Annotated in this window: 16 protein-coding genes; 10 read left to right on the forward strand and 6 right to left on the reverse strand. The window is 42.4% G+C overall.

Going from position 1 to position 13603, the window contains the following annotated elements; genetic code table 11:
• The first annotated feature begins 167 nt into the window (after positions 1-167).
• Positions 168-1463 carry a protein kinase gene (locus tag JUI58_RS01500; RefSeq protein ID WP_204101974.1) on the forward strand — a complete coding sequence of 432 codons (1296 nt, stop codon included), beginning with the start codon at positions 168-170 and terminating at the stop codon, positions 1461-1463.
• Between the two features lie 13 nt (positions 1464-1476).
• Here JUI58_RS01500 and JUI58_RS01505 read toward each other — a convergent pair whose 3' ends face one another.
• From JUI58_RS01505 to btpA, 3 genes are all read right to left on the reverse strand, one after another.
• On the reverse strand, positions 1477-2139 hold the full coding sequence (locus JUI58_RS01505) for a class I SAM-dependent methyltransferase (protein ID WP_204101975.1): 663 nt from the start codon (positions 2137-2139) through the stop codon (positions 1477-1479).
• The gene (locus JUI58_RS01510; RefSeq protein ID WP_204101976.1) at positions 2139-2363 is read right to left on the reverse strand and encodes a hypothetical protein; all 225 of its coding nucleotides are present in this window, start codon (positions 2361-2363) and stop codon (positions 2139-2141) included. Before JUI58_RS01510 ends, JUI58_RS01505 begins: the two co-directional genes overlap by 1 nt.
• A gap of 113 nt (positions 2364-2476) precedes the next feature.
• Positions 2477-3316 carry a photosystem I biogenesis protein BtpA gene (gene btpA / locus JUI58_RS01515; protein WP_204101977.1) on the reverse strand — a complete coding sequence of 280 codons (840 nt, stop codon included), beginning with the start codon at positions 3314-3316 and terminating at the stop codon, positions 2477-2479.
• Positions 3317-3448: 132 nt separating this feature from the next.
• Here btpA and rimO point away from each other — a divergent pair, with 132 nt between their 5' ends.
• A complete protein-coding gene (gene rimO, locus JUI58_RS01520) occupies positions 3449-4768 on the forward strand; it encodes a 30S ribosomal protein S12 methylthiotransferase RimO (RefSeq protein WP_204101978.1) in 1320 nt (439 codons plus the stop codon).
• A gap of 78 nt (positions 4769-4846) precedes the next feature.
• Here the strand turns inward: rimO and JUI58_RS01525 are convergent, their stop codons facing one another.
• Complete coding sequence (locus tag JUI58_RS01525; protein ID WP_204101979.1) at positions 4847-5089, reverse strand: type II toxin-antitoxin system Phd/YefM family antitoxin; 243 nt, start codon at positions 5087-5089, stop codon at positions 4847-4849.
• Positions 5090-5315: 226 nt separating this feature from the next.
• Here JUI58_RS01525 and JUI58_RS01530 point away from each other — a divergent pair, with 226 nt between their 5' ends.
• The 7 genes from JUI58_RS01530 to JUI58_RS01560 all read left to right on the forward strand — a co-directional run bounded on the left by JUI58_RS01530 (position 5316) and on the right by JUI58_RS01560 (position 11583).
• A complete protein-coding gene (locus tag JUI58_RS01530; RefSeq protein ID WP_204101980.1) occupies positions 5316-5666 on the forward strand; it encodes a hypothetical protein in 351 nt (116 codons plus the stop codon).
• Between the two features lie 152 nt (positions 5667-5818).
• Positions 5819-6001, forward strand: coding sequence for a hypothetical protein (locus JUI58_RS01535; RefSeq protein WP_204101981.1), 183 nt, complete (start codon positions 5819-5821; stop codon positions 5999-6001).
• A 103-nt stretch (positions 6002-6104) separates the two neighbouring features.
• Positions 6105-7850 (forward strand): copper resistance system multicopper oxidase, encoded by a 1746-nt coding sequence (locus JUI58_RS01540; protein ID WP_204101982.1) that lies wholly within the window; start codon positions 6105-6107, stop codon positions 7848-7850.
• A 54-nt stretch (positions 7851-7904) separates the two neighbouring features.
• A complete protein-coding gene (locus tag JUI58_RS01545) occupies positions 7905-8822 on the forward strand; it encodes a copper resistance protein B (RefSeq protein WP_204101983.1) in 918 nt (305 codons plus the stop codon).
• Positions 8823-8976: 154 nt separating this feature from the next.
• Positions 8977-9288: a hypothetical protein gene (locus JUI58_RS01550; protein ID WP_204101984.1), complete on the forward strand. Its 312-nt coding sequence runs from the start codon at positions 8977-8979 to the stop codon at positions 9286-9288.
• A gap of 314 nt (positions 9289-9602) precedes the next feature.
• On the forward strand, positions 9603-10079 hold the full coding sequence (locus tag JUI58_RS01555) for a DUF411 domain-containing protein (RefSeq protein WP_204101989.1): 477 nt from the start codon (positions 9603-9605) through the stop codon (positions 10077-10079).
• 10 nt (positions 10080-10089) lie between these two features.
• A complete protein-coding gene (locus JUI58_RS01560; protein ID WP_348539813.1) occupies positions 10090-11583 on the forward strand; it encodes a multicopper oxidase family protein in 1494 nt (497 codons plus the stop codon).
• Between the two features lie 63 nt (positions 11584-11646).
• On the opposite strand, the gene JUI58_RS01565 is transcribed toward JUI58_RS01560, so the two are convergent.
• On the reverse strand, positions 11647-12222 hold the full coding sequence (locus JUI58_RS01565; protein WP_204101986.1) for a PIN domain-containing protein: 576 nt from the start codon (positions 12220-12222) through the stop codon (positions 11647-11649).
• Positions 12223-12230: 8 nt separating this feature from the next.
• A complete protein-coding gene (locus JUI58_RS01570; RefSeq protein WP_204101987.1) occupies positions 12231-12680 on the reverse strand; it encodes a helix-turn-helix domain-containing protein in 450 nt (149 codons plus the stop codon).
• Between the two features lie 177 nt (positions 12681-12857).
• On the opposite strand from JUI58_RS01570, the gene rppA reads away from it, so the two are divergent.
• Entirely contained in the window at positions 12858-13541 is a 684-nt protein-coding gene (gene rppA / locus JUI58_RS01575; RefSeq protein ID WP_204101988.1) for a two-component system response regulator RppA, read from the forward strand.
• Positions 13542-13603: the final 62 nt, after the last annotated feature.

The following is a 13603-nucleotide window of genomic DNA, read 5'->3' on the forward strand; positions in this document are numbered from 1 at the left end:
TGATTCGCTTCGCTCAATTTCCTCTGTTGGCGGCGTTTCCGAGAACCGCTAACCCTGTCGGGTCTAACGGGAGTCCCCACGCCGCTTTTTTGATGGTTGAAAGATAAAATTTTCTTCCCTGGGCAAAATTGGGGAAAAATAGAGGGTGTTATCATGCGATCGCTGCCATGCCAGTCCAGATTGTTTTAAGGGTGTTAGAAGGTTCTCTCAAAGGACAAGAATTCGTTTTCGATCGACGCACCACTTGTTTGATCGGTCGTTCCTTTGAGTGTCAGATCCAACTTTCCAGCCAAGAAGAACTCAATACCATCTCTCGCTATCATTGCCTACTCGATATTAATCCGCCAGAAATCCGCATTCAAGATTTTGGCAGTTTAAACGGCACCTACGTCAATGGCAAAAAAATCGGGCAGCGTCCCGATCGCCTGCGAGGAGGGGGAAAACTAACGAACTTGCCAGAATACGAACTGCGCGACGGGGATAAAATTGGCATTGGGGATACCATTGTCGGGGTTAACGTTGAAGTGAGTTCCCTGGGAGATTCTCAGGACTTAAGTGGGGATTCTCTGGGTTATCGCGTACTTCCTCCCCAAGATGAAACCCGCTTACTTTTTGGAGGATACGGCAATCTTAAACTAATTGAGCAAAATGAGTTTAATAAGGTTTATTTAGCCTTCGATCGCGCGAATGGAGATTGGGTCATCCTCAAGACTCTGCAACCCAAAACCTTAAAAAGAAGGGCGATCGCGGCTTTTCTAGAGGCAATGGAACAGATCAAAACCCTCGATCATGCCAACATTGTCCGCTTGCGAAATTATGGCTATCACGACGGACGTTTCTTTTTTATCTGGAACTATGGGGAAGAAGGTAATGTGACCCAATTACTCGATAAGCGAGGGGGACGTTTATCTATAGATGAAGCACTGCCGATTGTTTTCGACATTCTCACAGGACTCGAATATGCTCACAATTCAGAAGTTCCTCAAGGCACCCAAGGGGATGATATGGTCACGGGGTTAGTACACGGCGATATTAAACCTGGGAATATTTTACTCGGTCGCAGCGATCGCACTTTAACGGCAAAATTGGGAGATTATGGTTTACTGAGGGCGTTCGATCGCGCGGGTTTAAGTCAAAAAACCTTTAATAAGCGAGATGCAACCATGTTAGGTTTTCTCCCCCGTCAGCAATTAATTGATTTTAATTACGATCGCCCCGATGCCGATATCTGGGCAGTTGCCGCGACTTTATATGCTATGCTGACGGGGAAATATCCTCGGCGTTTTGGCAAAAAAGACCCGTTACTTGTGGTATTGCGAAGCGATGCCATTCCCATTCGCAGACGGGAACCGATGCTACCGGAACCCCTTGCTAAGGCGATCGATTTTGCTTTGCAAGACCAACCGACGATCTATTTTAAAACCGCAGGAGAGTTTCGACAGGCTTTAGAAGCGGCAATTTAACGGGGAAAAGGTTTTAATTTTTTACAGCCAAAGTTAATCCATCAGCAATGGGAACGAGACTGAGAGTAATATTTTGATCTTGATGTAACTTTCGGTTAAAATCGCGAATGGATTGAGTGCGATTATCTGTAACCTCCGGATCTGCGACTCGTCCTGACCAGAGAACATTATCCACAGCAATTAATCCCCCCGATCGCACCAAAGCAAAAGCGCGATCGTAATAAGCACTATAATTGCTCTTATCAGCATCAATGAAAGCAAAATCAAAAGTTTCCCCCTCTCCCTCTGCCAGCAAGCGATCCAAAGTTTCCAAAGCTGGGGCAATGCAAAGGTTTATTTTGTGAGAAACTCCCGCTTTCTGCCAATAACGACGGGCGATCGCAGTATATTCTTCACTAACATCACAAGCGATAATTTGTCCATCTTCCGGTAAGGCGATCGCCACAGCCAGAGAACTATATCCCGTAAAAACTCCCACCTCCAAAGTTTTCTTAGCATTCATCAACTTAACCAGTAAAGCCATAAATTGACCTTGTTCTGGGGCAATTTGCATTTGTGCCATTGGGTGAGTTGCCGTTTCTTGGCGCAACTGTTGTAAAATTTCTGGTTCTCGTAGAGATAGCGATCGCAAATAATCAGTGAGGCGATCGTCCAGTCCATAAGTATTTCTTGCCATCACCGTTTTCCTCGTAAAAACCACCCGAAAATATTAATATCCCCCCGCATGGCTTCAAGTTCAGCTTGATGCTGTTGGGCAACCTCATAATACCATTGGCAATAGTCTTGAACTTGCTGGCGATATTCCCTTTCCCGGCGAAATTCCGAAGCCAGTTGATAGGGGGCAAAAATATCCGCCGTTGGTGGGAGTTGAGGAATGAGATAATGAAAATTTTGTAACATGATAACGGGATGGGAGATAAGATTTACGCAGCCAGGGAGCGAGACGCTCCCACTCCCGTGTTCTATTGTTATGGTAGTGCGGACATCTTGCCCGCTAATTCGTAAGTCCTATCTTAGCGAGGTTTTACTGGAACAGAAACTTTTTCTTCAGGGGTGACAATTTCCCGCGCAGCTTCCACAAAAGATTGAACGCGGATCGGATCGATCGGTTCTTCAATGCGTCCATTGCGCTTTAAAGAACTGGCGACGATAACCCCATCCGCAGCCTGCATTAAAGTGCCAATATTATCCCAATCTGCACCGCTTCCAATCAAAACTGGCGTTCCTTTAGCGGCATTTACAGCCAGTTCCAAATCTTCTAAACTGGGAGGGCTTCCAGTTGCCCAACCCGAAAGAATGACCGCATCAGCTAAACCGCGTTCGATGGTATCTTGTACCGCAACAGTCAGATTAGGTATTCCTAATGGTCTGGCGTGTTTGACCAAGACATCAGCAAAAATTGCCACATCGCTGCCCAACTCCCGACGATAGCGCAAAAGTTCCCAAGCATTCCCTTCAATCAGTCCTTGATCCGTCGCCATAACCCCCGTAAGGACATTGACGCGAATGAATTGACAGCCACAGGTTGAGGCGATCGCCATTGCGCTTCTGGCATCATTTCGCAGAACATTAATCCCCACAGGAAGCATGACCAGATTGAGAAGGCGTTGTATGATCGCCGTCATAGCGCTAACAATAGCCGGATCGACGCGATCCTTAGCGAAGGGGGCATCGAAAAAGTTTTCGATAATCATTCCATCCACCCCCCCAGCAGCGAGGGCGGTTGCTTCTTGTTCGGCGCGATCGATAACCTTGTTCAAATCTCCATTCCACCGAGGAGAAGTCGGCAGAGGCAACAGATGAACCACACCGATAATGGGGTTTGGCGTTGAGAATATTTTCTTTAAATCCACTCTATAATTTGCTCAATATTTTAGGAGCGCTTCGTTTCCATTATTCTATAAAAGGGGAAAGGATGAATGATGAATGATGAGTCATGAACTTTCCCCCCAAATCCAGACTCCAAAACCCAATCTCCAATCTCTATGCCAAAACCCAGTATTGCCATTTCTCACCTTGGTTGTGAAAAAAACCGCATCGACTCCGAACATATGCTCGGTTTGTTGGTAGAAGCGGGTTACGAGGTTGATTCTAATGAAGAATTGGCAGATTATGTTGTTGTCAATACCTGTAGTTTTATTCAAGCAGCACGGGAAGAGTCCGTGCGAACTTTGGTTGAATTGGCTGAAGCTGATAAAAAGATTATCATTGCTGGCTGTATGGCACAGCATTTTCAGGAACAATTATTAGAAGAATTACCCGAAGCGGTTGCTGTAGTTGGTAGTAGCGACTATCAAAAAATTGTCGATGTGATCGAACGAGTTGAACAGGGAGAACGAGTTAAGGAGATTTCCCCGGAACCTACTTATATTGCTGATGAAAATACACCGCGCTATCGCACGACAACAGAAGGCGTTGCTTATTTAAGGGTTGCAGAGGGTTGCGATTATCGTTGCGCTTTTTGTATTATTCCCCATTTGCGGGGCAATCAGCGATCGCGCTCCATCGAATCTATCGTGACAGAAGCGAAAATGCTGGCAGATCAAGGGGTCAAAGAATTAATTCTCATCTCCCAAATTACCACCAATTACGGTAAGGATATTTATGGCGAACCAAAGTTAGCGGAATTATTGCGGGAACTAGGAAAAGTTAATGTTCCTTGGATTCGGATGCACTATGCCTATCCTACCGGTTTAACCCCCGAAGTTGTGGCCGCTATCCAAGAAACTCCCAATGTTTTGCCTTATTTGGATTTACCCTTACAACATTCCCATCCTGAAGTCTTGCGATCGATGAATCGACCTTGGCAAGGAAGGGTCAATGATGACATTATCCAACGTTTAAAACGAGAAATTCCCGATGCTGTTCTGCGAACGACTCTCATTGTCGGTTTTCCAGGGGAAACCGACGCACATTTTGAACATTTAACAAATTTTATTCAGCGTCACGAATTCGATCACGTGGGTGTCTTTACTTTTTCCCCAGAAGAAGAAACTCCTGCTTATTCTTTACCAGAACAAGTTCCCCAAGCAATTATGAACGAACGTCGAGATAGGCTTATGGCCATTCAACAGCCGATCGCGGAACGAAAAAATCAAGGAGAAATTGGCAAAACCGTTGACGTTCTCATCGAACAGGAAAACCCAGAAACAGGGGAATTAATCGGGCGATCGGCGCGTTTTTCCCCAGAAGTTGATGGCTTGGTTTATGTTACAGGAGAAGCTCATTTAGGCTCAATTATCCAGGTCAAAATTACCGATGCTGATGTTTATGATTTATATGGAAAAATATCAATGAATAGTTAACTGCGATCGGCGAACTCTCGGTAATTTCTGGGAGTTCTTGAAGGAGGCGATCGATTTTTGTATAAACCAGTTTCCAAGTCACCAATCTAAGTCCTCATCACAATCTTTAATTGGTGTTTTCAATCCTTCCTGAATAGATTCTCGCATACCGGGAATTGCCAGTAAATACAATGTTTCTTGAATGCCTCGCCAATCTTCTTCCGAAACTAAGATTGCATTCTTCTTTTTTCCTGCAATCACAATTGGTTGATGAGAATTTGATGCTTCCTCAATCAAATTTTCTAAGTTCATTTTGGCATCTTCTGAAGTACATTGATTCATAAAACTCTCACTCTTTCTTAAGAAAACGATCATTTTCTTACTGAGGATATTATAGCAGCCGTGAATGGTTTTGCGATCGCACTTTTTTCTATTTTATCTGAAAGACAAGCGCGATCGCGCAATTGAGCGTCCCTATTGCCTAATCGCGTTCAATCGGTGATTTCATTCTGATTTCATTTTCTTTGGTTATTCTACAAGAAGAAACAATTGAAAGGAGCATAAATCGATGATTCTATTTCTTATCCCAAACGCGGCAATTAGAGTCGCGATCGCAAGTTCAATACTGGTAGCTTTGACGGGAATTCCTGCCTTAGCCCAAACCCGATCGGAAACTAATTCTGAAATGCCCGTAATGCACCAACACCAAGAACATCAAATGATGGGAATGGAACAAATACACGAGAAAATGGCAGAAATCCAGCAAATAATGGAGCAAATGACACCAGAACAGATGCGTGAATTGCATCCACTCATAAGCGCCCATAACCAAAAAATGATGGAGCAAATGCAGCAATTTATAGAACAAATGCAACGGATTCGCGATCGCGATGTCATAGAACATGAAACTGAGAACTAATGCGATGGGAAATATCACCCTTACTATGATTACCACCGTCGGAGTTTTAATTATTCCCTTGGAGAATAGAAAATTATGGTTAGAGTCGTCAGTCAATTAGGTAGCGTAATACTCCTTTCTTTATATCAAATAATGTTTTCATTATTGCTACATTGACAGGTAACGAAGAGAACTACCTGTGGTTATTGGCACTGCATCAGGGTCGTTTTGGAACAGTTAATCTCGAACTGATTTATGTGTTTCTCAACGGATCGGGGCTACTTTTTCTCCTCGCAACGGGTATTATTCTCTGGCTTCAAAGCAGACGACGTTCTAAAACCAAGCCTAAAACCTAAACTTCACACTTAACTTAAACTATCCAAAACTTAACATCTCACATCAAATAATCAAAATCATAGTTCGTAAACAGTTTCAGTTGAATATCAACAAGGAATTTTTATGCCGTACAATATTAATGCTTTTACGAGACGGAACTTTTTGCGCTTTACAACTGGAGTCGGTATGACAGTTGGATTTAACAGTCTTGTTCCTGTATATGCAAGACAAACTATTTCTACCAGAGGAATTGAAAATGAACGCGAATACCCCAATATAATCGATTTAAACATTCAGCAAACAACAATTAAAATCGGCAACCAAAATACTAACGCCCTAACCGTTAACGGCTCAATTCCTGGCTCTTTAGTCCGTCTGCGAGAAGGACAAACCGCTACCATTAACGTAACCAATTATCTCAAAAAAGATACCTCAATTCACTGGCATGGCCTCATTCTTCCTGCCAACATGGATGGTGTACCCGGTGTAAGTTTTGCCGGTATTAAACCAGGACAGACTTTTACTTATCAGTTTCCCGTGACCCAAAGCGGTACATATTGGTATCACAGTCATAGTGGACTGCAAGAACAACAAGGTCATTTTGGTCCAATTATTATTGACCCCATTGAACTCGAGCCTTTTGAGTATGATCTAGACTATGTTGTGATGCTCTCAGATTGGACATTTGAAAATCCCCATGATATTCTTGCCAATCTGAAAAAAATGCCCGCTTACTATAACTACCAAAGACGAACTATCGCCCACTTTTCAGAAGATTTAGAATGGAAAGGAATGCGAATGGATCCAACTGATATTGCCGATGTTACTGGAGCTACCTACACCTATTTAATGAATGGTTTGCCTCCTGACTCCAACTGGACTGCCCTTTTTCAACCAGGCAATAAAGTGCGACTTAGGTTTATTAATGCTTCAGCAATGACTTTTTTTGATGTTCGCATTCCTGGACTCAAAATGACTGTTGTGCAAGCGGATGGTCAAAATGTACAACCCGTAACCGTTGATGAATTTCGTATTAGTGTTGCAGAAACCTATGATGTCATCGTAGAACCTCAACAAGAAAAAGCCTACACTATTTTTGCAGAAACGATGGATCGCAGTGGCTATGCCCTTGGAACATTAGCCATAAATCAAGGAATGAATGCACCCATTCCTCAGCGTCGTGAACGTCAAATACGTTCTATGGCAGACATGGGTATGGATCATGATATGCCCGGTATGAACCATGATATGCCCGGTATGAACCATGATATGCCCGGTATGAACCACGATATGCCCGGTATGAACCACGATATGCCCGGCATGAATAGAGAATTCCTTCATGGTTCTGACAATCATGGTTTAGGAAATGCAGCAGTACCAATGATGGTAAAAAATCGGTTAAACGAACCTGGTATTGGTTTAGAAAATACAGGAACTCGTGTCCTAGTTTATACCGATTTGCGTAGTTTAAAACTCGGTTATGACCAAAGAAAACCAGAACGGGAAATTGAATTACATCTTACTGGAAATATGGAACGGTATATGTGGTCATTTGACGGTAAGAAATATTCGCAAGAAAAAGAAATCACTTTCTACAATGGAGAGCGTCTCCGTCTAACCTTGGTCAATGACACGATGATGGAACATCCCATTCATCTCCACGGAATGTGGATGGAATTGGATAATGGAGCAGGGGAATATAAACCTCGCAAGCATACCATTAACGTCAAACCGGCTGAAAAGCTATCTGTAGAGATTAACGTAGATGCTCCTGGTAAATGGGCATTCCATTGCCATCTGCTCTATCACATGGAAGTGGGAATGTTTCGTACTGTAGCGGTTGTTGACCGCCCAATGGGGGTAAGCTAGATGAAATCGACAAAAATAAATTACTGCCTCACCATTGTTGGATTCTTAGGTCTAATGGTTGTTTTGTTTGACGTTCCCTCAATACAAGCCCAAGAGTTGCAACAGTTAGATACAGAAGTAAAACTCGAGGGTCTTGAATTTGAGCCAGAAAATATTAACAAGACTAAAAAAAAGACCGGTAAACAGTTTACAGAAAACGTTCTTACCAATGCACCCATTCAGCCTACTTTAGAAATTACTAATCAAGGGGAGTGGCAATTATCTCAGAACCAAAATTATGCTTCTGAAATCAATGATGAAGAAAAATGGCCTGAACCCATACATGATAGTCAAACCTTTTGGTTGATACTTGTTGATGAATTAGAATATCGTCTGAATGATGAGGAAGATACTTTCAACTGGGATGTTCTAGGTTGGGTTGGAGGTGACTACGAAAGGCTTTGGATTAAAACTGAAGGAGATATTGGTTTAGATAGTGGAGATGGAGAGGCAGAACTACAACTGCTTTATGGTAAGCTAATTTCTCCTTTCTGGGATTTGCAGGCAGGTGTACGCTATGACCAATTGTCTAGTTCTGATGGCGATCGCGGGCGTGTTTTCGGAGTTATTGGGGTTCAAGGTCTAACTCCTTATTTATTTGAAGTAGATGCTGCTCTTTTTGTCAGTCAAGAAGGAGATATTTCAGCAAGATTGAAAGCTGAATACCAGTTACTTCTTTCTCAGCGATTAATCTTACAACCTGAATTTGAGACTAATATTGCTCTTCAACCAGTAGAAAAATTTGGTGTTGGTTCAGGAATCAATGATATTGAGTTAGGATTGCGACTGCGTTACGAGTTCAGTCGGAAATTTGCTCCCTATCTCGGTGTTCAATGGACTCGCAAGCTAGGTGGTACCGCTAACTTAGCAAGGGAAAAAGGAGGGAGTGTCAATGATTTTGCCGTTGTATTGGGATTCAGGCTTTTGTTTTAAACTCAAACCTAGTTAACCTCAATAAGAAACCAATCTCCGATCCTACTCTTACAATTAAAAGTCCAGTTATTTCATCCTGATTTCATTTTTAACCATTATGATACGAGTAATAAGACGAAAGCAAATCAAAACTTAAAACAACAGAGGGTTAATTATGAAAAGTTTACTGGTTAAAGGTTTATCTTTGGCTTTGCTGACTGTAGCGATCGCACCGACTGCATTAGCGGCTGTTGTGGAAACTCCCCACAAAGTTACCGCGAAAGAAACTCAAACAGAACTTATTAAACACCGTGAAAAACGGGAATGGTACGATCGCGATTCCAATCGTTTCCAAGCAGAAAACGATATTCTCAAAAGCCATCAACATCATCAACATCGCCGCCCAAAACGAAAACAAGACGATGGCAAGTTGCATAGTTTTCAAGGAGAAAATGATACTCTCAAATACCTTGAAAAACGGGAATAGTAGGATCGCGAGGGTGCATCTCAGTTTTGTAGAAATAGCGAGCAAGATGTTTGTCCTTTGGACACGCTACGCGAATGCACTACCTCAATTATCGGTTATTGTAGTGGGAGCGTCTCGCTCCCTAGCCCTAATTATTCTACATCTGTTGAATTGCGTAAGTTCTAGAAAAGTGTTAAAATTAAAATATAATACAATGCTGTAAAAATAACTGGAGAATAAAATTTATGCTGAAATTTTATTTATTAATGGCGATCGCATCCGTGACTGTTTTAACCGCAGGAGGGACTTATCTTGCCTCTAATAATCATGCTCAAATGCCCGCCCAAATGCCTACCCAAATTCTCTCGGATCGACCCAATACTACAGTTTTAGCCAGTGTTTGGGATCGAGAAACTGAATCCTATTCAGGAAATGTTAATATGACCGTCTATCGCAGTCCCTCCTGTGGATGTTGTGGGGGATGGATCGAACACGCTAAAAAGCATGGTTTTCAAATTACTGATATTAAAACCGAGAACATCGATGATATTAAACGAGAGCATAATATTTCTGAAAATCTAGCGTCTTGCCATACAACTATCATTGATGGTTACGTGATGGAAGGACATATTCCAGCAGATGAGATTAAACGCTTTCTCAAGCAAAAACCAAAATTTGCGGGTTTGTCAGTCCCTGGAATGCCGTTAGGAACTCCAGGAATGGAATCAGGAAACCGAAAACAACCTTTTGATGTTCTCGCATTGAGTGAGAATGGGCAAACTGAAGTATTTAAAACCTACGAAAACTATTAGGTTTAAAATTGTGTTAAAAATCAATCGCCGTCAATTTATAACTTTTGCCGTAGCGGGTGGAAGTGTTGCTACTGCATCTCACTTTTGGCTGAAACAAAGTAAATCTGAAGTTAATTTGAGCAAACAATCCTCAAATCCAACTCAAGTTTATCGCAGTCAAAATGGCTTACTCGAAGTTGATTTAGAAGCGAATTATGCAGAGGTCGATCTAGGAGGTCAAACTGCTTATTTACTCGCTTACAACGGACAAATTCCTGCCCCTCGTTTAGAAGCCAAAGTAGGCGATCGCATTCGCATTCATTTCAGCAATAAACTCCAGCAACCCACAAATTTACACTATCACGGCTTGCATATTTCTCCCACGGGAAAAGCCGATAATGTTTTCCTGAAAATTAATCCGCAAGAGAGTTTTAACTACGAGTTTGAAATTGCCACCAATCAACCGGCTGGGACATTTTGGTATCATCCTCATTTACATGGTTATACCGCCGATCAATTATCAGGAGGACTGGCAGGATTATTTGTTATTAGAGGCGAGTTAGACGAGATTCCAGAAATTAAAGCCGCAAAAGAAGAATTTCTCGTTTTACAAGATTTTGCTCTCGACGATCGCGGTCAATTACTATCCTCAGATTATCTGCCGATTATGGCAGGAAGAGAGGGAAATCTCATCACAGCAAATGGCGAAATCAATCCGACATTGACTTTAGCAGAAAATGGATTATTGCGCTTGCGAATTCTCAATGCTTCGACTTCCCGTTTTTACAATCTTGCTTTCGAGAATCATCCGTTTTATCTGATAGCAACAGATGGTGGCGCGATCGCCCAACCCATTAAAATGACCCAATTACTTCTAACTCCAGGACAAAGGGCAGAAATCTTACTCAAAGGAGAAGAAGAACCGAAAACCTATCCTTTACTCAATCTTCCCTACAATCGAGGGGGAATGGGCATGATGGGAGGCGGTATGATGGGGCGCAGAGGGGGCATGATGGGACGGGGAATGGGGGATAATAATCGCAATTCAAATGCAACGAATAGATTAGCAACACTTCAGTACGATTCCACCGTCGAACCCATTGCATTACCCACTCAACTCACTTCAATTTCTCAGTTACCGGAACCCGATCGCAAGAGAACTTTTACCCTCAATCATGGAATGTCGCCAGGAATGGGCATGGTATTTTTGTTCAATGGTCAAACTTACAATCATCAACGCATTGATACGCAAGTTAAATTAAATACCGTGGAGGAATGGGAATTAGTCAATACGGGGGTTATGGATCATCCTTTTCACGTTCATGTTAATTCCTTTCAAGTCATCAGTCGTAATGGTCAAAATGAACCTTATTTAGCTTGGCGTGATACGGTTTTAGTCCGTCGAGGAGAAACTGTAAAAATCCGGATTCTTTTCCAAGATTTTACCGGAAAAACCGTTTATCATTGTCATATTTTAGACCATGAAGATTTAGGTATGATGGGCAATCTAGAGATTATTCGTTAAATCACCCATGCAACTTTTACTCGTTGAATTACAACGATACAATCGAAGCGCAGAGGGAGGATGTCAGCTTCTCTCAGTGCTTACAGTTTCTAAAGTTATTCGACAAGATCGAACAAACTCGGGAACAGATTTTTCAAGTATACTCAATAGCTCAAAAATATCTTTTCTTGGATTCCTGAGTCTTCTTGCTTGATTTGCAAGAGCAGATAACATTAAATCTTCAGATAAATCCAATAGAGAAAGCAAAAATTCATCAGCACTTTGAGCTATCACATTAAACTTTTCTAATTTTTCTTCTGGAAAATGCTTGATATTATTGGTAACAATGACTTCTGCTTTACCAATTAATGCTGCGGCTAAAACATGACGATCCCTTTCATGATTATCCATGCAAGGAATTAGATCGTCTGTCATTTCAATTAAAGCCTCTGGAAAAGCATTATTCATTATGGAAGAAAGACTCCTAGCTTTCTCTTGAGACATCACCCCATTTTTAACCAAATTCCTCAGCGATCCCTCTAAAATCTCCTCTGTCCAATGCACCTGATACAAACCCACCTCTGCTGCACAAAGGAGAATATCCCTCAGATACATCGGATAAATTACACAAGAATCTAAAATCGCAGGAAAAATAGCCATACAAAATGTTACTTGATTTCAACCTCGTAAAAACCCAACTCTTGACTTTCGCTAATGAGTCGATCGAGGTTCATTTTTCTCTCATTATCTCGCTTTTGCCGATAGCTTAAAACATCCTCAGTTTTAACCCGGCGATGAGAACCAATTTTCGTAAAGAGAATATCTCCTCGATCCAAAAGTTTATAGAGATGCGGACGAGAGATATTCAGCAAATTTGCTGCTTCTTGAGTCGTCAAAAGATGTTCTTGAGGAAGAATAGTCACTCCCTTTCCCTGAGTTAAAAGTGGCGTGACTTGCCGTAAAACCTTGTAAATCGATTCTGGCAAAGGAATTTCCTCACCATCCATGCCCATCAATTTAGGGTGTGCCTTCTCCAATAATTGGGTAAAACGCACCAAGTCTTCAGAATCAGGTTGCGGTTCAAAAACTGGGGTATTGATTGAGGGACTCGCAGTCATAGCAGATATAAACTTAACTGTAATAAGTGTAACATGAGAAAAATCATCTCGAATTCTTTTGGAGAAAACGCAGAAGCAATACGGCTAAAGCCACACTCCGCGATCGCATTTTCAAGAATCAAGAAGGAGAATTAGGATCGATATTCAACTGCTTAATTAAGGAATAACCAACAACCCATGCGACTTTTACTCGTTGAAGACGAACCGGATTTAGGCCAAGCGATTAAGCGAACTTTGACCCAAGAAGCCTATGTCGTAGACTGGGTACAATCGGGAGATGAAGCCCTGGCTTACCTAGAATACGATCTGTCCCTCTATACGTTAGGGGTATTTGACTGGATGTTGGCGGGAATGTCGGGGATTGAACTCTGTCGGTGGCTACGGTCTCACGATCGCGCTCTACCCGTTCTCATTCTCACCGCTAAGGATCGCATTGAAGACCGCATTACGGGGTTAGATGCGGGAGCCGATGATTATCTGGTTAAGCCTTTTAGTATGGATGAACTTCTCGCGAGACTGCGGGCATTGCGGCGACGATCGCGCCCCCTGAAACCGTCTCAAATTCAAGTGGGAGATCTGACTCTAGATTGCGATCGCCGCATGGCCTTTCTACATCGCGGTGAAGCGAACGAACAGCCCATCGAACTGACCCAGAAAGAGTTTCAACTGCTGCAATATTTTCTGGAACATCCTAATCAAATTATTACCCGCGATCGGGTACTCAGTCAACTCTGGGAAATGGGTGCAGAACCCAATAGCAATGTTGTAGCCGCCCAAATGCGACTGCTGCGCCGTAAATTGGAACGGTATCATTGCGATAATCTTAGTCAAGAACCGCTATTGACGCAAAGCGTCCAATAGCGGCTTGGAAGAATCAGTTTCCAACGCAAGTCTTGTCTACCGCTACGAGTCGTTATCTGGCA

This window comes from Spirulina sp. CCY15215 (assembly GCF_016888125.1).
Classification (GTDB): Bacteria; Cyanobacteriota; Cyanobacteriia; order Cyanobacteriales; family Spirulinaceae; genus CCY15215.

Excerpts from the sequence above, each read along its gene's own strand:
- JUI58_RS01540 (WP_204101982.1), top strand. The coding sequence starts at position 6,105 with ATGCCGTACAATATTAATGCTTTTACGAGACGGAACTTTTTGCGCTTT.
- rimO (WP_204101978.1), top strand. The coding sequence starts at position 3,449 with ATGCCAAAACCCAGTATTGCCATTTCTCACCTTGGTTGTGAAAAAAAC.
- rppA (WP_204101988.1), top strand. The coding sequence starts at position 12,858 with ATGCGACTTTTACTCGTTGAAGACGAACCGGATTTAGGCCAAGCGATT.
- JUI58_RS01530 (WP_204101980.1), top strand. The coding sequence starts at position 5,316 with ATGATTCTATTTCTTATCCCAAACGCGGCAATTAGAGTCGCGATCGCA.
- JUI58_RS01545 (WP_204101983.1), top strand. The coding sequence starts at position 7,905 with ATGGTTGTTTTGTTTGACGTTCCCTCAATACAAGCCCAAGAGTTGCAA.
- JUI58_RS01500 (WP_204101974.1), top strand. The coding sequence starts at position 168 with ATGCCAGTCCAGATTGTTTTAAGGGTGTTAGAAGGTTCTCTCAAAGGA.
- JUI58_RS01510 (WP_204101976.1), bottom strand. The coding sequence starts at position 2,363 with ATGTTACAAAATTTTCATTATCTCATTCCTCAACTCCCACCAACGGCG.
- JUI58_RS01570 (WP_204101987.1), bottom strand. The coding sequence starts at position 12,680 with ATGACTGCGAGTCCCTCAATCAATACCCCAGTTTTTGAACCGCAACCT.
- JUI58_RS01550 (WP_204101984.1), top strand. The coding sequence starts at position 8,977 with ATGAAAAGTTTACTGGTTAAAGGTTTATCTTTGGCTTTGCTGACTGTA.
- JUI58_RS01565 (WP_204101986.1), bottom strand. The coding sequence starts at position 12,222 with ATGGCTATTTTTCCTGCGATTTTAGATTCTTGTGTAATTTATCCGATG.
- JUI58_RS01505 (WP_204101975.1), bottom strand. The coding sequence starts at position 2,139 with ATGGCAAGAAATACTTATGGACTGGACGATCGCCTCACTGATTATTTG.
- JUI58_RS01525 (WP_204101979.1), bottom strand. The coding sequence starts at position 5,089 with ATGAATCAATGTACTTCAGAAGATGCCAAAATGAACTTAGAAAATTTG.
- JUI58_RS01555 (WP_204101989.1), top strand. The coding sequence starts at position 9,603 with ATGCCCGCCCAAATGCCTACCCAAATTCTCTCGGATCGACCCAATACT.